Annotated in this window: 18 protein-coding genes; 8 read left to right on the forward strand and 10 right to left on the reverse strand. The window is 68.2% G+C overall.

The window, feature by feature from the left end; translation table 11 throughout:
* Positions 1-3: 3 nt before the first annotated feature.
* The 4 genes from QHF84_RS19715 to QHF84_RS19730 all read right to left on the reverse strand — a co-directional run bounded on the left by QHF84_RS19715 (position 4) and on the right by QHF84_RS19730 (position 5,649).
* Positions 4-1,569 (reverse strand): hypothetical protein, encoded by a 1,566-nt coding sequence (locus tag QHF84_RS19715; protein ID WP_281314877.1) that lies wholly within the window; start codon positions 1,567-1,569, stop codon positions 4-6.
* Positions 1,570-1,637: 68 nt separating this feature from the next.
* Complete coding sequence (locus QHF84_RS19720) at positions 1,638-3,251, reverse strand: hypothetical protein (protein WP_281314878.1); 1,614 nt, start codon at positions 3,249-3,251, stop codon at positions 1,638-1,640.
* The gene (locus QHF84_RS19725) at positions 3,251-4,294 is read right to left on the reverse strand and encodes a hypothetical protein (protein ID WP_281314879.1); all 1,044 of its coding nucleotides are present in this window, start codon (positions 4,292-4,294) and stop codon (positions 3,251-3,253) included. Before QHF84_RS19725 ends, QHF84_RS19720 begins: the two co-directional genes overlap by 1 nt.
* Positions 4,291-5,649: a serine/threonine-protein kinase gene (locus tag QHF84_RS19730; RefSeq protein ID WP_281314880.1), complete on the reverse strand. Its 1,359-nt coding sequence runs from the start codon at positions 5,647-5,649 to the stop codon at positions 4,291-4,293. The genes QHF84_RS19725 and QHF84_RS19730 overlap by 4 nt, the downstream gene beginning before the upstream one ends.
* A gap of 169 nt (positions 5,650-5,818) precedes the next feature.
* Between QHF84_RS19730 and QHF84_RS19735 the strand changes: the two genes are divergently transcribed.
* Genes QHF84_RS19735 through QHF84_RS19745 form a run of 3 tightly spaced genes read left to right on the forward strand, consistent with a single transcriptional unit; the run spans position 5,819 to position 9,654 of the window.
* Entirely contained in the window at positions 5,819-6,499 is a 681-nt protein-coding gene (locus QHF84_RS19735; RefSeq protein WP_281314881.1) for a peptidoglycan-binding protein, read from the forward strand.
* 21 nt (positions 6,500-6,520) lie between these two features.
* Complete coding sequence (locus QHF84_RS19740; RefSeq protein WP_281314882.1) at positions 6,521-7,012, forward strand: hypothetical protein; 492 nt, start codon at positions 6,521-6,523, stop codon at positions 7,010-7,012.
* A complete protein-coding gene (locus QHF84_RS19745; RefSeq protein ID WP_281314883.1) occupies positions 7,009-9,654 on the forward strand; it encodes a hypothetical protein in 2,646 nt (881 codons plus the stop codon). The genes QHF84_RS19740 and QHF84_RS19745 overlap by 4 nt, the downstream gene beginning before the upstream one ends.
* 34 nt (positions 9,655-9,688) lie before the next feature.
* Here QHF84_RS19745 and QHF84_RS19750 read toward each other — a convergent pair whose 3' ends face one another.
* The 4 genes from QHF84_RS19750 to QHF84_RS19765 all read right to left on the reverse strand — a co-directional run bounded on the left by QHF84_RS19750 (position 9,689) and on the right by QHF84_RS19765 (position 14,153).
* Complete coding sequence (locus QHF84_RS19750) at positions 9,689-10,552, reverse strand: alpha/beta hydrolase (protein ID WP_281314884.1); 864 nt, start codon at positions 10,550-10,552, stop codon at positions 9,689-9,691.
* A gap of 27 nt (positions 10,553-10,579) precedes the next feature.
* The gene (locus QHF84_RS19755; protein WP_281314885.1) at positions 10,580-11,401 is read right to left on the reverse strand and encodes an alpha/beta hydrolase; all 822 of its coding nucleotides are present in this window, start codon (positions 11,399-11,401) and stop codon (positions 10,580-10,582) included.
* 89 nt (positions 11,402-11,490) lie between these two features.
* The gene (locus QHF84_RS19760; RefSeq protein ID WP_281314886.1) at positions 11,491-12,135 is read right to left on the reverse strand and encodes a response regulator; all 645 of its coding nucleotides are present in this window, start codon (positions 12,133-12,135) and stop codon (positions 11,491-11,493) included.
* Positions 12,132-14,153, reverse strand: a complete 2,022-nt coding sequence (locus QHF84_RS19765) for a PAS domain-containing protein (protein ID WP_281314887.1) — start codon at positions 14,151-14,153, stop codon at positions 12,132-12,134. Before QHF84_RS19765 ends, QHF84_RS19760 begins: the two co-directional genes overlap by 4 nt.
* Positions 14,154-14,308: 155 nt before the next feature.
* Between QHF84_RS19765 and QHF84_RS19770 the strand changes: the two genes are divergently transcribed.
* The gene (locus tag QHF84_RS19770; protein ID WP_281314888.1) at positions 14,309-15,127 is read left to right on the forward strand and encodes an alpha/beta hydrolase; all 819 of its coding nucleotides are present in this window, start codon (positions 14,309-14,311) and stop codon (positions 15,125-15,127) included.
* 409 nt (positions 15,128-15,536) lie between these two features.
* Here the strand turns inward: QHF84_RS19770 and QHF84_RS19775 are convergent, their stop codons facing one another.
* The gene (locus tag QHF84_RS19775) at positions 15,537-16,001 is read right to left on the reverse strand and encodes an STAS/SEC14 domain-containing protein (RefSeq protein ID WP_281314889.1); all 465 of its coding nucleotides are present in this window, start codon (positions 15,999-16,001) and stop codon (positions 15,537-15,539) included.
* 396 nt (positions 16,002-16,397) lie between these two features.
* On the opposite strand from QHF84_RS19775, the gene QHF84_RS19780 reads away from it, so the two are divergent.
* Positions 16,398-18,470: a multicopper oxidase gene (locus QHF84_RS19780; protein WP_348652864.1), complete on the forward strand. Its 2,073-nt coding sequence runs from the start codon at positions 16,398-16,400 to the stop codon at positions 18,468-18,470.
* A 90-nt stretch (positions 18,471-18,560) separates the two neighbouring features.
* Here the strand turns inward: QHF84_RS19780 and QHF84_RS19785 are convergent, their stop codons facing one another.
* On the reverse strand, positions 18,561-19,391 hold the full coding sequence (locus QHF84_RS19785) for a M55 family metallopeptidase (RefSeq protein ID WP_281314891.1): 831 nt from the start codon (positions 19,389-19,391) through the stop codon (positions 18,561-18,563).
* Between the two features lie 94 nt (positions 19,392-19,485).
* On the opposite strand from QHF84_RS19785, the gene QHF84_RS19790 reads away from it, so the two are divergent.
* The 3 genes from QHF84_RS19790 (at position 19,486) to QHF84_RS19800 (ending at position 26,518) form a co-directional block, all read left to right on the forward strand.
* Complete coding sequence (locus tag QHF84_RS19790; RefSeq protein WP_281314892.1) at positions 19,486-21,180, forward strand: hypothetical protein; 1,695 nt, start codon at positions 19,486-19,488, stop codon at positions 21,178-21,180.
* Complete coding sequence (locus tag QHF84_RS19795; RefSeq protein ID WP_281314893.1) at positions 21,165-21,320, forward strand: hypothetical protein; 156 nt, start codon at positions 21,165-21,167, stop codon at positions 21,318-21,320. The genes QHF84_RS19790 and QHF84_RS19795 overlap by 16 nt, the downstream gene beginning before the upstream one ends.
* 320 nt (positions 21,321-21,640) lie before the next feature.
* Positions 21,641-26,518 carry an AAA family ATPase gene (locus QHF84_RS19800; protein ID WP_281314894.1) on the forward strand — a complete coding sequence of 1,626 codons (4,878 nt, stop codon included), beginning with the start codon at positions 21,641-21,643 and terminating at the stop codon, positions 26,516-26,518.
* The last annotated feature ends 18 nt before the right edge of the window (positions 26,519-26,536 follow it).

A 26,536-nucleotide genomic window follows, 5' to 3' on the forward strand; every position in this document is an offset into this window, starting at 1 on the left:
CGATCAGGGCGTGATCTGGGCGAGCACGATATCGAGCTCGCCCGGCTGGGAATTGCTCTCGAACACGAGCTGTGCTTTCCAGCCCGTGGCCAGGAAAATGCCGGCATCTCCGAAGGCGAGCGGGAGCGCGTGCGCCTTCGGCTCTTCGACGTGTCCCAGGACGTCGAGCCATTGCAAGGCGCCATTCTCGTCGAACCGCGCGAGGAGCGCGGCCAGGTCCTTCCGCGTGACGTCGATCCCCTCGTTTTGCGGATCGAAATCGAGCGTCGTGAAAAACGTCCCCGACACGAGCGCCCCGCCCGCCCCGCTCGGCACGATCCCGAGGCCCCTCGATTCGCCGCCCGGATTCGACGCGCCTCCGATGATCGAGCTCCATTGCGTCGTCGTGCCACTCGCCGCGAGCACGAACAGGCTGTCCTTGTCGGCGACGAGCGGGCCCTTGCCGAAATCAACGACACCGCTCGAGGATCCCGTCACGAGCACGAGACCCGCCCCATTCGAGGAGATCGCGCGGGGCGTCGCGGCGCCGCCGCCCCCGCCGCCGTACGTCGCGATCCCCGTGACGAGCCCGCTCACGCCGTCGATCTTCATCAAGAACATCGCAGGGTTTCCGCTCGGGATGGTCTCGGGCGCAGGTGTCGTCTCCGTCCCCTCCAGGGCGCCCGTGTACGTCCCCGTGACGAAGAGCTCGTTCTGGCTGCCCATGGTCATCGCCATGGGCTCGTGCACGCCGCCGGAGAAGCGCCGGGCCCATTTGCAATTGCCCACGGCGTCGTAGGCCAGGAGGACCATGTGTTTCTCGCCCGCGAAGACGGTCTTCGGCATCACGCTGGCACACGGAATGGTGACGTCCGTGTCGATTCCCTCGACGCTCGTTACGGTCGCGACGGCATAAGCATACGAGTCGCCCGCGGCCACGGCCACGACCTCGTCATTGCCGGGCCCGCTGACGGCCTGCGTCCATTGGATCATCGCTAGATCGTCGGAGTAGGCCCGCACGAAGCCCTCGAGCTCGTTCGTCGCATCGGTGAACCGCCCGCCCACGATCACCTGATTGCTCGTGCCGAACGCCACTCCATGCGCGATACGCGGCGGAAGGCCGAGCCCCTGGTTCATGGATTGCGCGGCCACGCCGGTGAAGCCCGGACCGAACACGGCCACGTACCCGTCGTCCCCCATCGGGCCGCCTTCGCTCATGAGGTTCGAGCTGCCAATCGTCATCGACCCCTGATATCGACCCGCGACGTAGATGCGGACGTTCGCAGGATCCTTCCCCAGGGCAATCCCGCGGGCATCCTGATCGGAGGCAAAGGGATAACGCTGCCCGGTCACGGTGGCGCATTTGACGGTCGGGCAAGGCGAGGCCTCCTCCTCGGCCGTGAAACACCACTCGACGCGGCAGGCGCCTCCCCCTTGCCCACCGGCGCCGCCGGCGCCGACGAGCCCCCCCGCGCCGCCTGTGCCGTCGGTCCCGACGGCGCCATCGTACTTGCCGGAATCGTAGAGGAAGATGCAGCCGCCGAGCGCCAGGAGGCCACAACCCGCCAGGACCGAGAGAACCCTTCGCATCGAACCTCCGTCTTGCCCCCGCTCGGTCCCCGTGGGCCCCCGACGCGGCCCCTGCGCGCGAGCGTGCGTCAGGGCTTGGGGGTGATCTTCGCGGCGATGATGTCTTCGTCACTGATGCCGTTGCCCTTGGCCGTCAGCACCTTGCTCTCGTCTTCGGAGAAGTTGAAATCAGTGTTCCAGCTCCCGGCCAGCACGACATCGCTCTGGAGCGTCGTCACGTGGAAAGACTTCGTGAACGTCGTCTGGCTCTTCCCGTTGTAGACATCGAACCACCAAACTGTGCCGCTGGTGGGGTCGAGCCTCGCGAGGAACGGGTTCACCTCGGGACGTTCGAACGTGCCCGAGGCCAAGTCCGGAGCGATGTCGATGACCTTCCGGAACGTGCCAGCGACATAAAGCGAGCCGTCCGCCGAGAGCGCGAGGCTCGTGCCGGCGGCTTGCCCGAGCTCGATCGCCGGCCCGCCGGTAAACACCCGCTTCCAGGAGTTCTCCAACCCAATGGGCATGACGAACGCCGCGTACTCGCCGTCCTCCACGAGGTCGGGCTCGACCGACGTTTTTCCTTCGAGCTGCCCGGCGACGTACATCGTCCCGTCCACGCCCACGGCCGCCGTCATGACGCGCACGGCCTTCCCGAGCCCCGCCGAAATCTGCTTCGATTCCGAGACCGCGCCAGACAGGGGCGCGAACCCGAGGACGAACGAATCCGTCGTGCCCTGCTTCGCCGTGAATTCGGTGTTGGAGAACGCCAGCGTGCCCTCGAAATGCCCCACGACACGGACCGCGTTCTTCTGGTAGACCAGCGCCGTCGGCGTGACGTTGCCCGGGACCTGGACGAACCATACGCAGGCGCCTGCCGGATCGAAGCCTGCCACGAACATACCGTTCTTTGGGTACTGTTCCGAGCCACAGACCACGGCTTTGCTGGACGACGCGGAGATCTTGCCTGCCACGTAGAAGTCGCCCATCGAGCCGGCGGCGACGGCGACGGCCTCGTCCAGATTGTCACCCCCGAACTTGAAGGGCTGCCCCATCTCGCCGATGGCGTTGTTGTCGAGGGGCGTGAACTTCCGGATGAAAACGTCTTGCTCCTGAATCCCGCCTTCCTTCGCGGCGGTCGAACCGGCGACCACGACGTCCGTCCCCGCGAACGCGACGGCATACGCGGTTCGCGGCTGATACCCGACCCCGAGCGCGATCGGCGCCGCCCACGTCGCGACCCCATCTCCATTGAGCAGCGTGACGTACGCCTCGTAGTCGTAATCGGGAGATGCGAGCGGCAACGTCCTCGGAGCCTCCTCGCCAATCTCGAAGCTTTGCCCGTTGTACGTCCCGGCCAGCGCGACCCTCGACCCGTCGCTGGCGATCGCGTGCACCCGTTGCTGATCGACCGCCCCCCACCGCGCCGACCACGCGAGCGGCGGACACGTCGTGTTGCCAGGACAGGTCGACGTCCCGTCACAAAACGCCGGATGGCAGGCGCCCGTGCCGCCCGTGCCGCCCGTGCCGCCCATTCCGCCCGGCCCGTTGGGCTGCCCCCCGCTTGCGCCCGCGCCGCCCGCCCCTACGCCGCCCGCCCCCAGGCCGGCGTACTCGTCGTAGGCCCCCTGGTCATAAGAAAGAAGGCAACCACCGAGCGCCACGATGCCCGAAGTGGCCGCGACAAAAAGAAGACTCCGCATCAGAACCTCCCGGACAAACCCATTCCTCCCCCACCCGGGACCACGATCGGCACGGGCACGAACGACGCCTTCCCCGCTTCCCCTTCCTTCGAGGACGGCGCCGTCAAGACGAGCACGAGGCCCACGCCCACGCCGGCGATCCCCACGCCCCACGCGACCGCGTTCGGCACGAGCAGGTTGTTGTACGTGTCGACGTCCTCCTGCTTGATCTCGCAGGTCTCGGGCGGCGTCGCGTTCCGACGCTGAATACACGCGTCGAAGCTGCTGCTCTTCGACATGATGATGCCGCCCGTCACCCCGGCCGCGACGAGCCCCGCCACGCCCACCCCGCCCACGATGAACCCCGCCGTGCGCCGGAAGCTCGCAGGCAGCGGCGGAGGCGTCCCGCCCCCCGTCGACGTCGCCGACGCCGTCGCCGTGGGCACCACGTTCGCCGACGACGATGCCGCCGGCCCCGGCGCCGCGGGCGTCGCCACGAACTCCGTGCGCTCCTTCTCGGCCAGCGTGAGCTCGTGCTTGCGGTCCGGGCGCCCCTCGGCGCGCACCACGATCACGTGCGTCCCGGGCTCGACGTAGAGCGGCGCCGAGAGCGCCGTCGGCGCGAACTCCGTCCCGTCGAGCACGACGGCCGACACCGGCTGCCCCGGCGGCACCACGATACGCAGCCGCGGCACGCGCGGCGAGAGCGCGTTGATGCGATCCTTCGCCACCTTCGCGCGTGGATCCTTGGCGTCGATCAGCGCGAGCCCGCGCTCCCAGTGCTCGAGCGCCCCGGCGATCTTGCCCTCGCCTTCATCACACTGCGCCACGTTGAAGAGCGTGTTCGCCACCGCGAACAGGCTCATGCTCTCGCGCATCTTCGCGCAGCCCGTGGCCTTGTCGCCGGCCTCGATCGCCTTGCGCCCCTCGACGAAGAGCTGCTGCGCGCGCGCCTTGTCGTCCTTCTCGTCCGCGTACGCGGCGCCGCCGATCACGAGCGCCAGCGCAAGCGGCGCGGCGACGAGACATGCGCCCCGAAACGGGCTCCGCACGGGTGTGGTCATTTTCCCCATTCGCCGAAGTCCGCCCCGCTCTTGACGCTCGGCCCCTTTTTCGTCGCGCTGGCCGTCACCGAAGGGACGGGCGGCGGGGCGCCCGCGTCCTCAATCACCACGCGCGCCGGACCGACCGGCAAAACCGACGGGGGCGCGGTCGGCGCCGCTGCCTCCACGCGTGCGCCGCCCGCGGTCGCCGTCGAGGACGGCGCAGGCACAGGCGTCGGATCCTCCGTGGATCCGCGCCCGAACACCAGGAACGCGACCACGCCGCCGAGCACGAGCGTGCCGATCGCGCCCCCGATCAACGCGCCGCGCGCCGGCGTCGCCGACGCCGGTGTCGGCGCCGTGGGATCACGCTTCAGCGTGGCGATCTGGCTGTCGACCGCGCCGGGGTTCGTCGTGCCCAGCGAGACGATGGGCGCGAGGTTCTGCGGCTCGCCGTTCTTGTCGAGCCACGCGAGCGCCTTGCGCACGGCGGCTTGCATGCTGCGCGCGTCCTGGTAACGCGCGTTCATGTCGAAGGCGAGCGACCTGTCGATGACCTCGGCCACGTCCGCGGGCAAACCCGGCATGATCGTGCGGATCGGCGGGGGCGGCTGCGTCATCGCCTTCAGCAGGAGCTGGTTCAGCGTCGGCGCCTCGTGCACGTGGCGGCCCGTCATCAGCGTGAACAGCGACGCGCCCACGGCCCACAGATCCGAGCGCGCGTCGACGCGGTTCCACTCGCCGAGGGCCTGCTCCGGCGGCATGAACGCGGGCGTGCCCATGGCGTTGCCCGTCTTCGTCATCTTCGCGGACGACTGCATCTCGCGCATGCGGGCGATCCCGAAGTCGAGCACCTTGAGCGCGCCGTCCTTCGTGAGGAACAGGTTCTCGGGCTTCAGATCGCGGTGCACGATCCCCTTGTCGTGCGCGGCGGCGAGCGTATCGAGGAGCTGATCGGCGATGCGGAACGACTCGGTGATCCCGAGGCGATGCGTGGGCCGATGTTCGGCGAGCGCCTCGACGGTCTTGCCTTCGAGCAGCTCCATCACGACGAAGACCGAGCCGTCTTCGGCCACGTCGTCGTCGAGCACGCTCACGGCGCCGGCGTGGCCCACGTTGTTCGCGACGTAGCCTTCGCGAAGGAAGCGCGCGCGCGCCTCGGGATCCACCGACAGCTCGAGGTGGAGCATCTTGATGGCGCCGCGCTTGCCGTTCCGGTGCGTGCCCTCGTAGACCGCGGCCATGCCGCCGATCCCGAGGACACGATCGATGCGCCACTTGGCTCGCAGCACGGTCCCGACGCGCGCCTGCGCCCGACGCGACACAGCATCGTCAAGCTCGGTCGGCGCGTCGTGCATCACCGGCAACGTCTGCATGCCTCGTCATCCCTTACAATGTTTCCCCCATGTTGTACAAGCGGTGCGACGTACCGTTCGCACCGGGAGCTTCCTGACACATTCCTGCCGACGCTCCCGACGATAGGCCGTTCACGCGGGGCGGATCACACCCCCGGGTCGTTTACGACGGAGACGGGAGCATGGTACCGTGGAGCGCCTCGCTTCCCGGCTCGCGAGCGGAAAAACCATGCCGATCCACGTCGTCCAGCAAGGCGAGTGCTTTTCGAAGATCGCCGAGCGATACGGCTTCGGTGATTATCGGGTCCTCTACGATCACCCCGACAACGCCGAGCTGAAGAAGAAACGCGCGAACCCGAACGTGCTCGAGCCCGGCGATCGGATCGTGATCCCGGACAAGGAGCTCAAGGTCGAGGAGGGCCTCGCGACCGGCAAGCTCCATCGATTCCGCCTGCGCCGGCCGAAAAAAGAGCTTCGCTTGAAGCTCGAAGGGCACGACGGCAGGCCCCTCGCGGGCGCGGCGTACGTGCTCGAGGTCGGGGGCGAGAAACACGAGGGCAAGACCGACGGCGACGGCAAGCTGGAACAAAAGGTCCCCGTCTCCGAGACGACCGGAAAACTCACGATCGCGGGGCGCGTGATTCACCTCCGGCTCGGGCACCTGAACCCGCTCGACGCCAAGGACGGCGGCGTTTCCGGGGCGCAGGGGCGGCTCGCGAACCTCGGATACAATCCGGGCCCGGCGGACGGCGTGCTCGGCAAACGCACGCGCACGGCGCTCGCGCTTTTTCAGCACGACGAGAAGCTCGAGGTCACGGGCGAGCTCGACGACGCGACGAAAACGAAGCTCGGAGAGAAACACGGCTCCTGACGGAAGCGAAAGGCACGCACGATGGAGCGAACCCACGACGTCGCGCTCGGCAACCCGCGGGGCAAGGATTTCAACACGATCGTCCTCTCCGGCGTGGATCTCACGGTCCCTCTGGAAATGGACCTCGACGACGATCCGCTCCAGGACGACGAGGTGCGCCTCCGGAGCGAGGACGGCCATTACGAAAAAATCCTCCTCGCGAGCGACGCGGACGCGAAGCCGGACCCGGACAAACGGATCGTGCTCTACACGTTCCGCCTCGTGCCGCCGGGCGCGTATCGCATTTCGGTGCGGATCGGGGCCGAAACGTGGCTCGACGTGGTGACGGGGCTCGTGGTGTCGAAGGAGGGGGCGTTCATCGGCGACGAGAAGCTCGGGACCGAGCCCGAGAGCGTGGCCGAGGAGAAGGCCGAAGCGCCCGCCGAGGATCCGCCCGAGGAGGCGCCGGAGGAGGAGGATCTCGGCGAGTTCGTGGACGTGAACGACGGCTTTTTCGAAGAGGGTGAGCGATGAGCGGCGACGGCGGAACCCCGAGCGGCGGCGCGACGAGCGCCGTGACGACGTATTGCGTCCCGACGCTGAAGATCACGAAGGTCGCGTGCACGGCCGGGCACGTGCTGCCGAACCTCTTCGTCCTCTTTCGAAAAACCCCACCGAAGCCCTCGGATCCCACGATTGGCAGCAAGCTCGCGGCCCTCTGGAAGAGCGAGGAAACGGCCGCGGGGCCCGTGCCGCCGTACGTGCTCGGCATGACGGACGCGACCGGTTTCCTCGGCCCGCCGATCGATCATTCGACGCCGGAGTGTTTCGATCAGGTTGCCGACGCGTACAAGCTCCAGCAGGGGCAATCGTACGACGTGTATTTGATCCAGCACCCGAGCCTCGCGCTCGCGCAGCGGATCGAGGCGGAGATCAACGCAGGATCGACGCTGTTCGGCGAGCCCAAGGCGCTCACGGTGCGGGCGGACGCGCCGACGCTTCCGGTGCCCGAGGAATCGAAGGGCCTCCTGCCCGGCGGCGCGGATCTCTACGAGGGCTGGGTCCTCTTCCGGGACATGCCTTTCGCGGCGTGCGAGCCGGTGAAAAAGCAGGTGCAGCGATTGCAGGCGCACCTCGGCGCGCTCCGGTACATGGTGGGCACGTCGAACTTCCCTTACCTGCCGGACGCGGGCACGGACGCCGACAAATCCGGCGGCGTGAACGACGGGATCTTCGACGTCCGCACGATGAACGCGGTCTATCGGTATCAAGGGGACGCGCGGTCGCGGGCGTTCAAGGTGAATGGCGGCGGCGCCTCCGGGCCGCATGCGGCGTACGTCGATTACGGGGCGAACTTCGCGCCGAAGGTCGATCGCGGCGGGCTCAAGGCGATGCAGGCGGAGCTCCAGGCGCTGAAGAAGCAGAAGGCGCTGACCGAGGACCAGAAGAAGCAAAAGATCACGCTCGACGGGAAGATCAAGGCCGAGCAGGCCGACGTGAAGACCGCGACGAACATCGCCAATGCGTGGGCCTATCTCGACGGCAGCGAGATCGCGGCGCCGGCGGACAAACCGGACGCGGCCGACGGCGTGGTGACGGCGGCGACGGGCAAGGCGATCAAGACGTGGCTCGAACAGGGCCTGCGCAAGCCGGGCGCGATCCTGGTCTCGATGATCGATCCACGGGGCTGGCTGAACTGGATGCGGCCCGAGGCGGCGCAATCGCTGCACGGCTGGAGCGAGCTCGTGAAGGCGCTCGGGTTCGAGCACGGGATCTGCGTGAACCATACGTTCCGCAGCGCGCAGGTCGACATCGGGAAAGCCGGTTATGGAAGGAGCGCGCGGTCGATTCACAAGACCGGGCTCGCCATGGATCTCGGCATCGCGAGCGGATTCGTGGACACAGTCTCGGGCTGGCCGGTGGCGTACACGCGCGAGGTCGTGGATGGCCGCGTGAAATGGAGGCTCCACGGCGCGGCCAAGCAATCCATCCCCGGCGCAGCGGACGCGGCGGCGCACGCGGCGCCGATTCTTTCGCGGCTCGCGGCGCTGCGGGACGAGCAATCGAAGACGCCCATCGCGGCGGCGATGCTCTTGCCGGCGATCGACAAACTCCTTGCGGAGATCCAGGCGAACCCCGCGGGCTTCTTCGCGAAGTATTATCGGGCCTCGATCGAGCGGTGGATGTACGACGCCTGGCACCCGGAAGGCGGGATCAAGGGCGCCACGATGACGGCGGCCGAGTTCTTCGCCGAGCACGAGCCGGCCAGCGCGGCGGACGCGGCCGAAGTTTTCGCGTACCTCGACCTCACGGCGGCCTCTGAGCTCTTGAGCCTCGGCCGGATCAGCTCGTTCAAATCGGGCTGGGGACAGACCACGAAGACGGTGAAGGCGACCGAGCTCGTCACGCTCGCCGACGCGCTCGACAAGGCGAAGACGAGCAAGACGGACGACGACGTGGTGACGGTCTCCCGCGGGAAATCGACGAAGCTGAAGTCGACGGTGCCAGCGCTCGACGCCGATTTCATGCGCCGATGGGCCGGGACGCTGAAGGACGCGAAGAAGGAGATCTCGAAGAGCGTCAAGACGAACTCGCCGCAGGTCACGGTGACGCTCTCCTGGTCGGCGGCGAAGATCGAGGACGCGAAGAAGGTCGCGGCGAAGCTGCGCGAGTATTCCGACAAATCGTTTTACGGGGTCGTTTCGGACGAGTCGCAGCCGCCGGTGCAATCGGGCGAGGCGTGGGCGAAATACATCGAGGAGCGGCCGCAAGCGCTGGAGCAGCAGGCGCCCGCGAATCAAAACGTCAAGCAAGCCACCGGCGCCACGGTGCCTTCGGCCAAGCCGAAGACGAGTAGCTGGACGGTGACGTTGTGCCCGATCTTCGAGATCGGGTACGCGGCGCCGGCGGATCCTGCGAGTGTGGCGGCGAGCGTGCTGATCCTGCCCGGCGACGCGGTCACCGTGCCCGCGCCGGGGCAGCCGATCGGAATGGAGTGGTGGCATTTCCAGCGGTCGGATCTGCTCGCGGACGAGAAGAGCCGAAAGCTCTGGGGGAGCTTCCTGATCGAAGTCGGCTGGACGCGGGAGTGCTTGCTGGAGAACACGGGCCCGGCGCTGTATCACCGGGCCGGCGTGGGATATCCGGAGTCGGAGCTGCTCGAAAAGGCGTATTGAGCGAGGCCAGAAGCTCCGACGTGTCGCGGCACCGTCAGGACGTGCTGCGAACGAAGGTCGCGATGTGCTCGGCCGTGGCTTCGGGGTGCTCGTGGTGCGGCCCGTGGCCGGCGCGCGGGTAGGTCAAGAGCTGCACCGTCGGCAGCTCCTGGTTCAGCGCATACCAGTTCTCGACCGGGCAGATGATGTCGTGATCCCCGGCGACGTGCAGGATCGGCAACCTGGTGGTCTTCAGGGCCTGAAGGATGGGATCGGCTGGGAAAAGCGGGTTCTTCGGCTTGTCGCCGATATAGGCCGCGGCCCAGTCGACGGGGACGGGAACACTACGCCCCTCCGTCCGCTGCGCGATCCGATCGACGGAGCGCCGCGCGGCCTCCCGGCTCGCCTGGGACCGCGGCTCGAAGAACAGGATGATCTCGTCCTCGAAGCTGTTCACGGGCTTCGACGCCGTGTCGTAGAAGAGCTGCTCCGCGAGCTTGACGTTCGGGCCGGGCGGCGACGTGCCGAGCAGAACGGCGTGGGTCAGGCGCTCCGGATACATGGCCACCACCACCTGGGCGCCCAGCCCGCCGAGCGACCAGCCGCCGATCACCACGCTCTTCAGATCGAGCGCCTCGATCAAATCACGCGCGTCCTTGGCGAGCGCGAAGGGCGAATAATCTTTTTCGCCGGTCGAGAGCCCGAGGCCGCTGTAATCGAACGTGATGACCCGGAAGCCACGCGCGGCCAGGGCATCGAGGAACGCCGGATCCCAGACGTCCATGTTCCCGCGGAAGCGCGTGCACAGCACGATCGGCTTGCCCGTCCCGATCGAACGGTAAGCGATGCGCCGGCCATGGGACTCGACGAACTGGTTGGGTGTGGTGACGGCACTTTCCGTGGGCTCGGTCGCGCTCATGTTTTGGTTCCTTCCCGAAAACGGTCATTACCTGCCGATGAAGGCGAGCAGGTCTGCGTTGATTTGATCCTTGTTCACCGACGGCAGGCCGTGGCTGCCGCCCGGGTACACCTTGAGCTCCGCCCCCTTGACCAGCTTCACCGTCGAAAGCGCGCTCGCGCCGATCGGCACGATCTGGTCGTCGTCGCCGTGGAGGATCAGCATCGGCACGTCGACCTTCTTCAGATCCTCCGTGAAATCGGTCTCGGAGAACGCCTTGATGCAATCGAGCGCGTTCTTGAGCCCCGCCTGCATGCCCTGCAGCCAGAAGCTGTCGCGCAGGCCCTCCGAGAGCCGGCCTCCCGGCCGGTTCGCGCCGTAAAACGACGTCGGCAGATCCTTGAAGAACTGCGAGCGATCCGCCGTGACGGCCGCGCGGATGCCATCGAAGATTTCGATCGGCAAGCCGCCCGGGTTCGCCTCGGTCTTCAGCATCAGCGGAGGCACGGCGCCGACGAGGACGAGCTTCGCGACCCGGGCGCTGCCGTGCCGGCCGATGTACCGCGTGACCTCGCCGCCGCCCGTCGAGTGGCCGACGAGCGTGACGTCGCGCAGATCGAGGTGCTCGATGAGCTGCGCAAGATCATCGGCATACGTGTCCATCTCGTTGCCGCCATAAGGCTGGCTCGAGCGGCCGTGGCCGCGGCGATCGTGGGCGATGCATCGATACCCGCGGGCCGCGAGGAAGACCATCTGGTCCTCCCACGCGTCGGCCGAGAGCGGCCAGCCGTGGCTGAAGACCACCGGACGGCCGGCACCCCAGTCCTTGTAATAGATCTGCGTCCCATCCTTGACCGTGATCGTGGCCATGAGCGCTCTCCTTCCCGCGTCGGTGCGAGCGTGTATCGCAACCGAACCGGCCCAGGAACCCGACCAAAGTCGGGTACGGGGGTGTAGGCCTACCCGCGCCGCGACGACGTGACGCGCCGCGGGTCGTCCGCGAGCTCGGCGGCGAATCGCACGAGCTCGGCGACCGACGAGGCCTGCATCTTCTGCATGACCTGCGCCCGCTGCTCCTTCACCGTCGCCTCGCGCGTCCCGAACTCCGCGGCGATCTGCTTGTTCAAGCGCCCCGCCACGACGCCCGCCATCACCTCGCGCTCGCGCGCCGAGAGGCTCTCGTACCGGCGCCTGAGCTCGGCGAGCCGCTCGGCCTGCTCCCGCGCGACCCGATCCTGCGCGAGCGCTTCCCGGATGGCGTGGATGAGATCCTCGGCGCGGAAAGGCTTCGTCAGGAACTCGACCGCGCCGGCCTTCATCGCGCGGACGGACATCGGGATGTCGCCGTGCCCGGTGATGAACACGATCGGCCGTGGAACATCGGCCTCGAGCAGCCGCTGCTGCAATTCGAGCCCACTTTGCTCCGGCAGCCGCACGTCGAGCACGAGGCAGCCGGGGGTGTCGTCCCGCCGAGCGTCGAGGAACGCCTCCGCGGTCGGAAAAGCCTCGACCGCGAGCCCGATCGAGCCGAGCAGCCGGCCGATCCCGTCGCGCACGGACTCGTCGTCGTCGACGATGAAGACCACGGGAGCCTTCGAGCTCACGCGGGCACCATGATCGCGAACTCGAACGTCGCGCCGAAGACCTCGTTCGGGCGGGCCCACAACTTGCCGCCGTGCCGTTCGAGGATGGAGCGGCTGATGGAGAGGCCCATGCCGAGCCCGTTCTCCTTGGTCGTGTAGAACGCGTCGAACAGGCGCGCCTTGTCGATCGCGGGGTCGAGCCCGACGCCGGCGTCCTCGACCGCGACGTGCACGAAGGAGCCGCTCGCGCGCCGCTCGACGAAGGTCCGGATCACCACGCGGCGCCGCTCCGGCGGCACGTCCTTCGAGGCCTCGGCCGCGTTGAGCATCAGGTTCAGGACCACCTGCTGGAGCTGCACCGGATCCCCCACCACCTGCGGTAGATCGGGCACGAGCACCTGCTGCACGACGAGCCCCTGGCGCGCGAGCTCGGGCGCGACGAGCGGGACGACGTCACGCACGACGTCGTTCAGGCTGCACGGGCGGCGGCGGGGCGGCGTGCGCGAGAGGAGCGAGCGGATCCGGAGGAGCACCCGCCCTGCGCGCTCGCCGTCGCCGATGATCGCGGTGAGCGACTCGCGCACCCGCAGGAGGTCCGGCGGATCGGCGGCGAGCCAGTTCATCGCGGCGTTCGCGTCCGCAACGATCGCGGCGAGCGGTTGATTGACCTCGTGGGCGATCGAGGCTGCGAGCTCGCCGAGGGTCGTGACGCGCGAGACGTGCGTGAGGGCCGCCTGCGCGCGTTGTAGCTCGTCGGCCGCGCGCCGGCTCGCCGTGATGTCCGTCGCGGCGCCGACGATCTCGTGGTTCCCGGCGGCGGTGACGCGGGATCGGCCGACGACGCGGACGAGCTTCACGGAGCCGTCCTCCATCACGAGGCGGTGCTCGTACTCGAACGTGGTGCCGTCGCGCAGCGCCTGCCGCACCACCTCCGTGACCCGCTCGCGGTCGCCTTCGTGGATGCGGCTCGCGAGCTCGGCGAGCGGGAGCCGCGTCCTGCTCGGGACCCCGACGATCTCGCAGACGCCGTCGGACAAGGTGAACTCGCGGCGCTGGATGTCGTAGCCGAAGGTCCCGGTGCGGCTCGAGCGCTCCGCCTCGGCGCGGTAGGCCTCGCTGCGCCGCAGCGCCTCCTCCGACTGGCTGCGCTCGATCGCGATGCTCGTGACGCGGGAGCATCGCTCGAGCAGCTCGAGCTCGGGCTTCGTCGGCGTTCGTGGCTCCGTGGCGTAGATGCCGAACGCGCCGAGCACCCGGCCGTCGGACGACAGCATCGGCGTCGACCAGCAGGCGCGCAGGCCGTGGGCCAGCGCGTTAGCTCGAAAAAGAGCCCCGAGCGGATCCTTCTCGATGTCGGCGAGGACCACGAGCTCCCGCCGCCACACGGCCGTGCCGCAAGAAAACGCGTCCGGGCCGATCGGGGCGCCGTCGATGACCTCCGTGTAGCTTCGCGGCAGGCTCAACACCGCGGCGTGCCGCAATGTCACCCCGTCCTCGTCGAGAAGGAGGATCGAGGCGCGGAGGCTCGTCGAGCCACGCTCCACGAGGCGCACGACGCCTTCGAGGATGGCGGCGGTCGGCTCGCCGCGGGTGATCATCTCGAGGAGGCGCTGCTCGCCATTGGCTTGCGCCTGGGCCTGTTTTTGATCGTCGATGTCCGTGTTCAGGCCCCACCAGCCCACGACGTCGCCGTGGTCGTCGAGCACGGGCCCGGCCTGGATCTGGAACCAGCGATAAACGCCGTCGGCGCGCCGGAGACGCGCCTCCATGCGCCCCTCCTTGCCGGAAGCGCGGATCGCGCCCCAGCTCTCGACGACCGTCGCGTGATCGTCGGGGTGGATCAGGTCCGCGTCCATCCACGCCCATCCGACGAGCTCCGCGTCGTCCTTGCCGGTGTACTCGCTCCACCGGCGGCTCAAGAGCTCGACGGATCCGTCCTGGCGTGCGCTCCAGACGAGGCCGGGCAGCTCGTCGAGGATGCCGCGCAGCTCGCCGTCAACCTGCAAGCGGGCTTCTTTCCCTGGCGAGATGCGGCTCATGAGCGCCGCTACCCTACATCTTTTTCTCGCCGAACTGTACGGGTTCGTCCGAAGGGAGGGCCCCGACACCCGCCTTTGGTCGGGTTCCGTCCGCCGAGGATCACGTTATACCCGCGCCTCACAAGCAAACGCGAAGACCGAAAGGGACGTTCGACATGAAGGAAGAGACGTTCGAAGGCAAGGGTGGGCTCCAGGTGTTCATGCGCTCGTGGCGCCCGGGGACGCCGCGCGCGGTGGTGGTGCTCGTCCACGGCTTCAAGGCGCACAGCGGGCTGTATACGTGGACGGCGGAGCAGCTCGTCGAGCATGGGTTTTCGGTGTACGCGCTCGACCTCCGCGGGCATGGGAAATCGGAGGGCGAACGGCTCTACGTCGACAAATTCACCGACTATGTGGACGACGTGCACACGCTCGTCGGCCTCGCGAAATCGCGGGAGCCCGGATTGCCCGTCTTCTTGCTCGGCCACAGCGCCGGCGGCGTGGTTTCGAGCGTGTACACGCTGGAGCACCCCGAGGAGCTCGCGGGGTTCATCTGCGAGAGCTTCGCGCACGAGGTGCCCGCGCCGGATTTCGCGCTGGCGATCCTGAAAGGCCTGAGCCACATCGCGCCGCACGCGCACGTGCTCAAGCTGAACGACGACGATTTTTCACGTGACGCGAGCTTCGTCGAGCAGATGAAGAACGACCCGCTCATCGATCGTGCGGGGTATCCGACGCAAACCGTGGCCGAAATGGTGCGCGCGGACGAGCGGCTGAAGCGGGAGTTTCCGCTCATCACGCTGCCGGTGCTGATCCTGCACGGCACGGCGGACAAGGTGACGTTGCCGCACGGCAGCCAGCTCTTCCACGAGAAGGCTGGGTCGAAGGACAAGACCCTCAAATTGTACGAGGATCACGCCCATGATTTATTGAACGACGTCGGCAAGGAGGGCGTGCTGCGCGATATCGTCGGTTGGATTTCAGCGCGGCTTTAGAGGGGCTGCCACAACGTGGCGCCGGGGTTTCTGAGCATTGGTCTCGTCGCAAGCCGCCGCGCCGGGGCGCCGCCCCGGACCCCGCGGGGGCTGTTCGCCCCTCGACCCGAACCAGCGCAAGCGCTGGACCATTTGGGAAGAACTGCGCATCGCGCAGTTCTTCCCACAGGCCGGTGGCAAGACCAGGGGGCGGCGTTGCCCGTCGAAACGTCAGCGCGGCGGCCTGGGCCAGTCTTGACTCGGCCTGTTCGATGAACTGCGCATCGCGCAGTTCATCGACCCCGAGTCCAGCGCTTGCGCTGGTCCGGGTGCAGGGGCGGACAGCCCCTGCTGGGGCCTGGGGCAACGCCCCAGCGAATCGGCTTCCAGATGAGACCAATGCTCGGGTCTCTGGACGCGGGGGGCTCGCCTACGGCGCGACGGAGGCCCCGGCTCCGTGCCTTCGGTATGGTTCCAGAAACGCGCGCGCCTCGGCTTCCGTCTCGACGAACGCCACGGGCCGGCTCCGGTGCGGCTCCAGGACGCGGACGGCGCGTATCAAGAGGGTCGCCATGACGCGCGTGGTGAACGAGGCGCCGATGACCGCCGAGCCACGGTGGATCGCGCGCAGACCTGCGAATTCATCCGCCGCCGCCACGCGCCGCGCCTGGGGCGTGAGCGAGCCCATCTCCGAGACGTCGGCGACCCAGAAGACGCCGCGCCCGGTGAGCTCGGCGAGCGCTTGGAGCGCTTCGACCTGCGCGAGCATGTCCTCGCCGAGCACGTTCCCTCGGATGCGGACGATGTACAGGTCCGGAGGCTCGAACCTGTGCAGGTGCGTGCCAAAGGGCTCCCATCGATCACTCGGGGGAACACGCTTCGCTTCTCGGGACACCCTGTCACTATACGGAACCCCCCTACGCGCGCGGGAAAAATCCGACGTGGAAGCGGGAGCAGTAGCGGGCGTCACGCGCGCGAGCGGGGCCCGATGCTTCCGGGCGAGGCGCAGGCGACGGTAGACGGCAATACCACGGCCCGGTCGTCGAAAACGTTGGTCGGTGGCGATCCAAGGCGCCATTTTCGCGGTGGTAGCCTCGATGACCAGACGGCCAGCTCCAGCGCGGCCGTACCTCCTCGGGCCCATATCCGCCCTCATGGCTCGTTGTTGCCAGCGAGCGAATGGTGAGGCACACTCGGGCCCGCTGACGCGGGGGGATCGAATTCGGCGACGCACGCACGTCGACCGGAGACCCGCCCGTGATCCAAAATCACGAACCGAGAAGGGGGCGCGATGGTTTCGCGGCGGGCATTCTTGAAATATACGGGAGCGACAGCGCTGACGCTCTTCATCCACGACAAGCTGGGCGTTCGCAAAGCTCTCGCGCAGATTCCGGGCGGCACGCTGGATCCCAATACCGTACCCAAGTATCTGACGCCCTTGCTGATCCCGCCCGTGATGCCCAAGGCCGGAACGATCAAGATGCAGGGCGGCAAGCAGGCCGATTCCTACGAGATCTCGATGCGTCAGTTCTCCCAGCAGATCCTGCCGGCTGGTCTTCCGGCGACGACGGTGTGGGGATACGGCGCCGTCACGTCGGCAAGCCCGAATGGCAGAGGGTTACTGATACACCACGCGCCGTCGCTCACCATCGAGGCGAGCTGGAGGCGCCCCGTCCGCATCAAATGGATCAACGAGCTCGTCGACGCGAACGGGAATTTCCTGCCCCACCTCTTGCCCGTGGACCCGACGCTGCACTGGGCCAATCCACCCGGCGGGGATGCGGAGCGTGATTCACGGCCGAGCTTCGACGTCACACCCGGTCCGTACACCGGACCGGTGCCCATCGTCACCCACGTGCACGGCGCGGTGGGTGTCGGCGACGAGAGCGACGGCTACGCCGAGGCATGGTACCTGCCGGCGGCCGGCAACATCCCGGCGGACTACGCCACGAAAGGCACCTGGTACGACTTTTTCGCGGGCAAGGCCTCGGCGAAGTTCGGCGTCACGTGGGGTACGGGATTCGCCACCTTCCAGTACCCGAACGACCAGCGCGCATCGACCATCTGGTATCACGACCATACGCTGGGCATGACCCGCGTGAACGTGTACGCGGGCCCCGCCGGTTTTTACATCATCCGCGGCGGACCGGCCGGCGACGGTGCCGTGCTCGACACCCGAACCGGCGCGCCGGCCGTGCTGCCCGGCCCCGCTCCCAAGGAGAACGACAAGTTCCCGCCCAACAAAACCTATTACGAGATTCCGATCGCCATCCAGGATCGCTCGTTCAACGCGGACGGGTCGCTCTTCTACCCCGATACGCGGGCGTTTTTCGATGGCATCACGGGGCCCTACATCCCGGACAGCGACATCTCGCCGATCTGGAACCCGGAGTTCTTCGGGAACATGATCATGTGCAATGGGAACACCTGGCCCTTCCAGACCGTCGAGCAGCGACGTTACCGCTTCCGCTTCCTCAACGGCTGCCAGTCGCGCTTCTTGATCCTCGACTTCAGCAACATCCCCGGCGTCGAGGTCTGGGCGATCGGCAACGAGGGCGGCTTCCTGGCAGCACCGGTGAACCTCACCGCGACGAACGGCAATCGGCTGGTCATGAGCCCGGCCGAGCGGGCCGACGTCATCGTCGATTTCACCAACGTTCCGGTCGGCAATCACGTGCTCGCCAACGTCGGTCCGGACGAGCCGTTCGCCGGCGGCGTGCCGGGCCTCGATTTCCAGGTCTCGGATCCGGCGACCACGGGCCAGGTCATGCAATTCATCGTGGTACCGGCCGTCGCTCCCGATCCGACCACGCCCCCGCGATTCTTGCAGTTGCCTGCGCTCACGCCGCTCCCGGCGGCGACATTCACACGGCCGCTCGCGCTGCTCGAGAAGTTATCGGAAGATTTCGCCGACGCGCCTGCGGAAGCCTTGCTCGGCATCGTCGACGGCGATCCCAATACGGGCCCGGGCACCTGGATCGAGCGCCACTGGGAGGACGCCGTCACCGAGAACCCTGCCGTCGGAGCGACGGAGGTGTGGGAGTTCTACAACACGACCCCGGACGCCCACCCGATGCACGTGCACGAGGTGGCCTTCGAGGTGGTCGACCGACAGCCGATCTTCGTCGACGAAGTCACGCAAACAGTCCAGGTCGTCACCGGCGCGCCCCCCATCCCGCCCGAGGCGTGGGAGACCGGCTTCAAGGACACCGTCATCGCCTATCCGGGCGTCGTCACCCGCATCCGGCTGCAGTTCAAGACGGCCGGGCAATTCGTCTGGCATTGCCACATCGTCGAGCACGAGGACAACGAGATGATGCGGCCGTACCGGATCGGGCCGTCTCAGCCGGGCCAGCCGGCGTAAGCGGCGGCGTATCCTGCCGACTTCGGCGATGCGGTGTCTCTCACCGCCCGACCAAAGCCGCTTGCTTCTTGGGGTCCTTGGGCGCCCCCGTCATACCATCGTCGACCCCGCCAGAATCGTCCACGCCTCGATCACCTGCACCACCGTCGCCGCATCCGGCGCCCGATACCCGCACGCCGTACCCGACCGCCGTTCCGTGAACGGCACGAGCTCCGCCACGTCCGCGCACGCCGAATTGACGAAATCGATCTCCAGGTCGAGCGGCAAAGCCGGGCGGAACGGCGAAAACGCCCCCTCGCGCGCCCGCCGCACCGCCCGCGCCGCTCCTTCACGAATGCGCTGCCGCGCGACGACCGGGGACAAGCACCGCGCCGCATAACGCGTGATCGCCTCCTTCACCTGCACCGTCTCCACCTCGCCCAGGATCTCCCGCGCCTGCGCACATACCGTCTGATCCCCCGTCACGAGGGCCACGGGGATCCCAAGCGCGCCGCAGACCGCCGCATTGATGGCCGTCTCGTTGAAATCGCGGCCGCCGACGCGGCAGCGCGCCACCACCCGACCGAAAAACGTATGATCCAGAATGCCCGCGCGGCTCCCGGCGCCCGCGTGGTACCCGACGAAAAGCGCGCAGCCGAAGCCCGGCGCAATGCCCTGCACCATGGAGAGCGGCTTCAGCGAGCCCGTGACGATCTCCGCCCGCGAATCGAGCTCGTCGAGCAGCAGGTTTCGCATGTCGCCGTGCGAATCATTCACGAGGACGCTCGTCGCGCCCCCGTCGAATGCGCCCATCACGGCGGCGTTGGCCTCGTCGGTCATCCACCGCCGCGCCCGCTCATAATCAGCCCCCGTCCGCCGCGTCTGGTCCACGTGGACCACCCCGGCGACCCCTTCCATGTCGACGCTGATGTACACCTGCATGCGCGGGCCTATAGCATCCCCGCGCGAGTCTCCGTGGACGAGCCGCCTCGACCGGTGGCACAATGTCTTCTCGTCGCCCCAGGGTCGCTGCGAAATGAGCCGCCTCGCCCAGTACCTCGTAGGCAGCCTCGCTCTCCTGCTGCTGCTGCTCGTCTCGATGACCGTCGTGACGATGACACGCGGCAAGCCCGCACCAGCGCCGGCCCCGTCCGCATCCGCGTCCGCGTCCGCGTGGGTGGCGGAGCTCGCCCTCCCGCCCCCCTTGCTGCCGTTTCCAGAGGGCCGGGTCGACCTCGTTCCCGAGCGCCGGGTCGGCCTTCGGGGCATCCGGCGCCCGCAAGACGAAGGCTTGGTCGAGCGAGGCACCGTCTGGGCCGCGCCCTCCGGACGTGGCTTTGGCCGCCACGTGGCTCGCTCGCTCCACCTGCTCGCCGATCCCGAGTGGATCCTCGTCCAGGCCGACAGCGGCCTCTGGCTCCTGGAGGCGAAGAGCCTCGCGCGGCGCGCGCGCCTCCGGACCGGCGCCGTCTCGGCGGTCGCCGTCTCGACGGACGGACGCCGGATCGCCTATGCGGAGTACACCCCGCAGCCGGACGAGGACGGCCTTCGTGAGGGCGAGGAGCCGGCCGAGCTCGTCGTCCTCGAGTTTCCATCACTCCTCGAGGTTCATCGCTCGCGCGTGATGAAGCCGGTCGAGGTGCGCTTCTCGCCCGATGCGCGGACGGTCGCCTCCGCCGCGAAAAACGGCGCGACCGTCGTTCCCCTCGACGGTCGCGGTGCACCGTGGACGACGAAGAGAGCTCCGAACGAGGCGAGCGACGCGATCGCCGTCGTCCCGCTCGACGACACGCGCGTCGCGTACCTGACGCGCTTCGCGTCGCTCATCATCCAGGACCGCGGCGCGGAGCGGTTCGAGCACCAGTACCCGCTGAAGTCGACCGACCTCATCTTCATCAAGATCACGCACACCTGGAGCGGCGGCGACCTCCATTACGACGCCGTGCTCGATCGTGTGCTCAGCGTCCAGGACTCCGAGGCCGTCGTGGTGGACGCGGCGCGCACGGAGTCCCCTCGCCTCGGCCATCCCATCGACGTCACCGCCGGGCCCGTCGATGCGATGCGCCCCTACGCGCTCCTGCGCATGGAGGAGCTCGCGCGGCGCTTTCCTGCGGCCGAGAATCTCAGCTTTCCCAGCGATCACGTCCGTGCCGCGCTCGGCGCTCGCGGCGATGCCTACTTCCTCTGGGGTGGTGCGGTCGTCCGTCTCGAGCGCGACCTTGCGCTACGTTCGCCGGACTTCGACGACGTCGAGGAATGGGAGTCGAGCCAAGCCGAGCACGACATCGTGTTCACGACCCACGCCACGAACGAAATGGTGGTCCGGCGCGTCTCGCTGGACGCGCCGGCGCTCGACATCACGCCGGAGCGGCTCGGGGCGTTTGCCCCTCATCATGGGTATAGGCCCTTCCTCTTCGAGAATGGCGATCGCGTCTTCCCGATCGCGAACGCTGCGGACCGTGGCGGGATCGTGCGCCTGCCGCGCGGAGGCAGCCTCCAGCCGATCGTATGGTTCGACGCCAAGGCGGTGAGCTTCAGCGCGACGACGCTCCGGGCCGAGGGACGCTTCGCGTTCGTGAACCCCGACTACGATCTCGTCGAGGTCGCGCCGGAGGGCGTTCGTGTCCTCGGTCGGATCGGGTTCGGCGCTGCCGTGTCGTGGAACGCAAAGAAGAAGTGCTGGGAGGTCAAGAAGTTCATGGAGAAGGACGTCCAGTGCACGCCGCGCTGAAGCCTACGCCGTCTCCGCGCCTCTTCCAAAGTGACGACGAACTCCGCGCGGCGACGACCCGCGCGGGCGAGCCGGTCGACGTGCTCTGCGACCTCGCGGCCGAGACACACGCGCACTTCGTCCGGCGCACACGGCCATAACACCTGGCGCCGCGCGGGCTGCATCGAGGCGGGCGTCGAAATCGTTGCCCTCGCGCGAAAGCTCGGCGGCCTCGCGATACCACACAATCGCCCGCTCGCGTGTGTCTCAATGCTCGAAATGTCCGGCCAACACCAGAGCGCCCGTATCTCTTCGTATTCGTGCGCGCCCTTTTCCGAGCGAGGCGAGCACGTGTCAACGTGCCGACGCATCCTGCGTGCGTGCTCGCGCCTGCACGTGCGCCGCGATGATTGACGCGGATCCCACGCGGCGTATAGCCTCGGGGTTCGGTGGCAAACGGGGGGGCACGTGAGGCATCGACATGACGCGGCTGGAAGAAGTGACGATCACAGAAGAGCTCGCAAGGACCGCGATGTCACGGCTGTTTCGTGGTCGCAGGGAGAGCGACGGTCTTCCTGTGCGCGTGAAGGTGCTCCGCGCCGAGTCCAATCGCGTCGCTGACGTCGCCAGCTTCAAGCACGACTATCAACGCCTGTCGCGCCTGCACGCCCCTGGCGTGGTGCGCGTGCACGGCTTCGAGCCGACCGGCGAGGGCATGGCCATGGTCCTCGCCGAGGTCGAGGGCGAGCCCCTGTCAGCCCGCCTGAAGTCGCCCGCTGGCGCGCGCGCGATGCTGGACCTCGCCATCCCGCTCACCACGGCGCTCGGCGCGATACACGCGGCCGGCGTCGTGCACCGGGGGCTTTCGGCGGCGAGCATCGTCGTCGACGCGAGCGGCCGCCCCACCATCGCGAGCTTCGGCACGGATGCGGCGCTGAGCCGCGAAAATGACGCGCTTTACGAACCGCATTTCGTCGCCGAGACCCTGCCTTTCTTCGCCCCCGAGCAGACCGGGCGCATGAACCGCGGCGTCGACGAGCGCTCCGACCTCTATTCGCTGGGCGTCATCTTCTATGCGCTCCTCACCGGGCAATTGCCATTTCGATCCCGGGACCCGCTCGAGCTCATCCACGCGCACCTCGCCCTCGCGCCCGAGCGGCCTTCCAAGATCGCTCACGACGTGCCGCCGCCGCTCGAGGCGATCGTGCTCCGGCTGCTCGAAAAGAACCCCGAGGATCGCTACCAGAGCACGAAGAGCCTCCTCGCCGACCTCGAGGCGTGCCGGCAGCGGCTCCGCCCCGATGGCGGTATCGACGAATTCCCCCTCGGCGTGTTGCACGAAAACGCCCGCCTGCTGCTCCGGAGCAAGCTCTACGGACGCGAGAACGACGTCGCGGAGCTCGTCGCGTCCTTCGAGCGGGTGCTCGGCCGGGCGCGCGAGATCATGCTCGTCTCGGGCTACTCGGGCGTCGGGAAGTCCTCGCTGGTCGCGGAGATCTTGAAGCCGCTCGCGCGGGCCAGGGGCTATTACATCACGGGCAAGTACGACCAGTTGAACCGCGAGGCGCCCTATAGCGCCATCCTCCAGGCCTTCGACGGGCTCGTCCGGACCATCCTATGCGAGAGCGAGGGACGCGTGCGCGCGTGGAAAGAGGCGCTCCTCGCCGCGCTCGGCCCGAACGCGTCCGTCGTCTGCGAGGTGCTCCCCTCGCTCGCGCACGTCCTCGGCGATCTGCCGCCCGCGCCGGCCCTCGGGTCCCTCGAGGCCCAGAATCGATTCACCCTCGCGATGCGGAGGTTCGTCTCGGTATTCGCCCGGCGCGCCCATCCGCTGGTGCTCTTCCTCGACGACCTGCAATGGGCCGACGCGGCGAGCCTGCGCCTGCTCACCACGCTCCTGCTCGACGACAGCATCGAGGCTCTCTTCTTCACGGGCGCTTACCGCGACAACGAGGTGAATGTCACGCACCCGCTCCGCGCGACACTCGCGGAGCTGCGAAAGGGCGGCCTCGGCCTGCGGGAGATCGTGCTCGGCCCGCTCCGGCTCGAGCACGTGAAAGAGCTGCTCGCGGACAGCCTGCGCGCGCCGAGCCCCGAGGGCGCGGCCGAGCTCGTGCTGCAAAAGACGGGAGGCAATCCATTTTTCGTGCGGCAGCTCTTGCGGTCGCTCCACGAAAAGGGGGCCCTCGAGCCCGGACCGGACGGATCGCTCGGCTGGAGCTCGCTCGAGGCGATCGCCGCGATGCCACACATGGCCAACGTGGTGGACTTGATGCTCGACGCGATCCGGCACCTGCCCCGGGTCACGCAGGAGGCGCTGAAGATCGGCGCCGCCATTGGCAGCCCGTTCGAGCTCGGCACGCTCAGCATCGTCACCGCATGCGCGCCGGAGGAGGCGTACGGCCGCCTCGCCCCGGCCCTCGAGGCAGGGCTCGTGGCGCGCGCCGGCGAGTCATACCGTTTCACCCACGACAAGATCCAGGAGGCCGCTTATGCGATGCTCGCCGAGGACGAGCGGGCCGCGCTCCACCTGCACCTCGGGCGCCTCTTCTCGAAGAAGAGCGACGCGCAGAGCCTGTTCGACGCCACGGGCCACCTGAACAGCGCGCGCGCGCTGGTGCTGGAGGCCGAGGAGCTCCTCGCGCTCTGCAAAATGAACCTCGCCGCCGCCGAGCGCGCCGAGGGGGCAGCCGCATTCCCAGCCGCTCTCCGCTACCTCGAGCACGGCATCGTCCTGCTCCCCGCGGACGCCTGGGATGCCCACTACGATCTCGCGCTCCGCTATTTCATGAAGAAGGGCGAGATGGAGGCCCTGTGCGAGCATCACGCGCAGGCGCGGGAGACGCTCGGCCAGGCCTTCGCGCACGCCCGGAGCCGCCTCGAGCGCACCCAGGTCCGGCGGCTCGTGATGAACGCCCACATTTTGACGAACGATCTCCTCGCCGCCCTCGATGAGGGCCTCGCCGCGCTCGAGCCCTTCGGCATCCATCTGCCGCGCTTTCCGAGCGATGAGGCGAGCAGCGCCGAGCTCGACGCGACCCTCGCCGCGCTCGAGGGCCGCCCCATCGACTCGCTGATCGAGCTGCCGCTCCTCGCGGATCCCGAGATCATGGCCCTCCAGGACGTGCTCGAGGACATGCTCTCGCCCTGCTACTTCGTCTCACCGAACAACTACGCGATCACGGTGGCGAAGATGGTGCAGCAGGCACTCGCGCACGGGCTGTCGAAGCACACGATCTATGCGTTCGTGAATTTCGGGATGTTCCTCTGCGTGCGGGGGGACATCGAGCGCGGCTACCAGTTCGGAAAGCTCGCGGTGCGGGTGAGCGAGCGTTATCCGGAGAAGAAATCCGAATCGATGCTCTGCAACATGTGGGGCGCGTTCGTGCAGCACTGGAAGGAGCCTTATTCGAAGTACAAGGAGAACTTCCCGCGGGGCGTGCACGTGGGCCTCGAGACGGGCCAGTACGTCTGGGCCTTTTACAATGCGACGAACATCCCCACGAACAGCCTGCTCTCGGGCGCGCGCCTCGCGGAGGTCCTCGAGGAGGCGGCGTCGCTCGCGCCGGTGTGCAAGCTCGACGTCTCCGGCGGCTTCACCTGGATCGTGAACGCCGCCGCCCAGATCGCGCAGAACCTTTCCACCCCGTCCGCGCAGAGCGACAGGCTTGTGGGGGATTGGCTCGACATCGACGCCGTCCGGAGCACGGCGACCGCGATGGGCAACCGCGCCGTGCTGTTCTTCGCGGATAACTTCACCATCATGCACGACGTCTTCCAGGGCCGTTACGCCGAGGCGGCGGAGGTGGCCCTCGGGGCCGAGCCCGACATCCCCTCGGTCGCGAGCTGGCACGTGACCGTCGTCTATCACTTCTATGCCTCCCTGGCGCTGCTGCTGGCGGCGGAAGAGGCCACACCCGAGGTGCGCGCGAGAAACCTGGCCCGCGCCGAGGCCTCCGCCGAAAAGCTCTCTCGCTGGGCCGATCTGTGCCCGGACAACCACCGGCACCGCGCGCTCCTCTTGCGCGCCGAGATTGCCCGGGCCCGCGGCGAGCGCCTTTCGGCCGTCGATCTCTACGATGAGGGCATCGCGGCGGCGGCCGCGGGAGGTTTCGTGCAGGACGAGGCGCTCGGCAACGAGCTGTGCGCGCGTTATCACCTGCGCCTCGGAAAGCCGAAGGTCGCGCGCACGTACCTGACCGAGGCGCACGCGCTCTACGGTCAATGGGGGGCCGTCGTGGTGACGGAGCGCCTCGAAAAGAGCTTCTTCGCGCTCATGCCGCGCGCCGCCCGCAGGCCACAAGTGGGCACGAGCGCAGAGGCGGAGGACGGCAGCGCGCGGGCGCTCGACGTGCACGCGGCCATCAAGGCCATGCAAGCCATCTCCGGCGAGGTGGTGCTCTCGCACCTGCTCGAGAGGCTCTTGCGGATCGCCCTCGAGAGCGCCGGGGCGACGCGGGGCATTTTGGTCCTCAAAGAGAATGACGATCTCTTGATCCAGGCCGAGGAGGAGCTCCAACGCGGAAAGGTCACCCTGCTCGCGGGCGTGCCCCTGGAGACGCGCGAGGATCTGCCCACGGGAATCGTGCATTACGTGGCGCGGACGGGCGAGAGCGTGGTCCTCGGGGACGCGGCGAGCGCGGAGCAGTTCTCCGGCGATCGCTGGCTCGCGCAGGGCAAGGCGCGGTCGCTCCTGGCGGCGCCGGTGGGCAAGCGCGGGCGGATCGTGGGGGTGCTCTATCTCGAGAACGAGCTCGCCGCCTTCGCATTCACGCCCGATCGCGTGGAGCTCTTGCGGATGCTCTCCACGCAGATGGCGATATCCATCGAGAATGCCCTGCTCTACGCGAGCCTGGAGCGCAAGGTGGAGGACCGGACCCGGGCGCTCGAGGAGGCGCATGCGGAGATCGTGACCTTGAGCGGCGAGCGCGAGCGCAGCCAGGCGGAGATGCTCGAGCACAGCCATGCCCTCATCGAGCGCCAGAAAGAGCTCATCCGGGCACTCTCGACGCCCATCCTCCAGGTCTGGGACGGGGTCCTGGCATTGCCCCTCATCGGCGCGCTCGACGGCCCGCGGGCCGCGGAGATCACCGAGCGGCTGCTTTCGCGCGTGGCGAGCTCGGCGACGCGCTTCGCGATCATCGACGTGACCGGCGTGGACACGCTGGACGGGCAGGCGGCCGAATTGCTGGTGCGCATCGGGCGCGCCGTGGAGCTTCTCGGCGCGCGGGCGCTCATCACCGGGCTGCACGCGAGCGCCGCCCGCACGCTGGTCTCCTACTGCGTCGATCTGCGCGGGATCGAGACGCGCGCCAACCTGCGCGACGGGTTGCGGCTCTGCCTCCGGCGCCTCGCCTGAGCTGCCTTCCGGCGAAGA

Origin of the sequence: Polyangium sp. y55x31, from assembly GCF_029946505.1 — a bacterium.
Taxonomy (GTDB): domain Bacteria; phylum Myxococcota_A; class Polyangia; order Polyangiales; family Polyangiaceae; genus Polyangium.

Coding starts and splice junctions, on each gene's coding strand:
- QHF84_RS19750 (WP_281314884.1), bottom strand. CDS start 10,552: ATGAGCGCGACCGAGCCCACGGAAAGTGCCGTCACCACACCCAACCAG.
- QHF84_RS19725 (WP_281314879.1), bottom strand. CDS start 4,294: ATGACCACACCCGTGCGGAGCCCGTTTCGGGGCGCATGTCTCGTCGCC.
- QHF84_RS19780 (WP_348652864.1), top strand. CDS start 16,398: ATGGTTTCGCGGCGGGCATTCTTGAAATATACGGGAGCGACAGCGCTG.
- QHF84_RS19730 (WP_281314880.1), bottom strand. CDS start 5,649: ATGCAGACGTTGCCGGTGATGCACGACGCGCCGACCGAGCTTGACGAT.
- QHF84_RS19790 (WP_281314892.1), top strand. CDS start 19,486: ATGAGCCGCCTCGCCCAGTACCTCGTAGGCAGCCTCGCTCTCCTGCTG.
- QHF84_RS19765 (WP_281314887.1), bottom strand. CDS start 14,153: ATGAGCCGCATCTCGCCAGGGAAAGAAGCCCGCTTGCAGGTTGACGGC.
- QHF84_RS19755 (WP_281314885.1), bottom strand. CDS start 11,401: ATGGCCACGATCACGGTCAAGGATGGGACGCAGATCTATTACAAGGAC.
- QHF84_RS19715 (WP_281314877.1), bottom strand. CDS start 1,569: ATGCGAAGGGTTCTCTCGGTCCTGGCGGGTTGTGGCCTCCTGGCGCTC.
- QHF84_RS19745 (WP_281314883.1), top strand. CDS start 7,009: ATGAGCGGCGACGGCGGAACCCCGAGCGGCGGCGCGACGAGCGCCGTG.
- QHF84_RS19800 (WP_281314894.1), top strand. CDS start 21,641: ATGACGCGGCTGGAAGAAGTGACGATCACAGAAGAGCTCGCAAGGACC.
- QHF84_RS19720 (WP_281314878.1), bottom strand. CDS start 3,251: ATGCGGAGTCTTCTTTTTGTCGCGGCCACTTCGGGCATCGTGGCGCTC.
- QHF84_RS19785 (WP_281314891.1), bottom strand. CDS start 19,391: ATGCAGGTGTACATCAGCGTCGACATGGAAGGGGTCGCCGGGGTGGTC.
- QHF84_RS19740 (WP_281314882.1), top strand. CDS start 6,521: ATGGAGCGAACCCACGACGTCGCGCTCGGCAACCCGCGGGGCAAGGAT.
- QHF84_RS19770 (WP_281314888.1), top strand. CDS start 14,309: ATGAAGGAAGAGACGTTCGAAGGCAAGGGTGGGCTCCAGGTGTTCATG.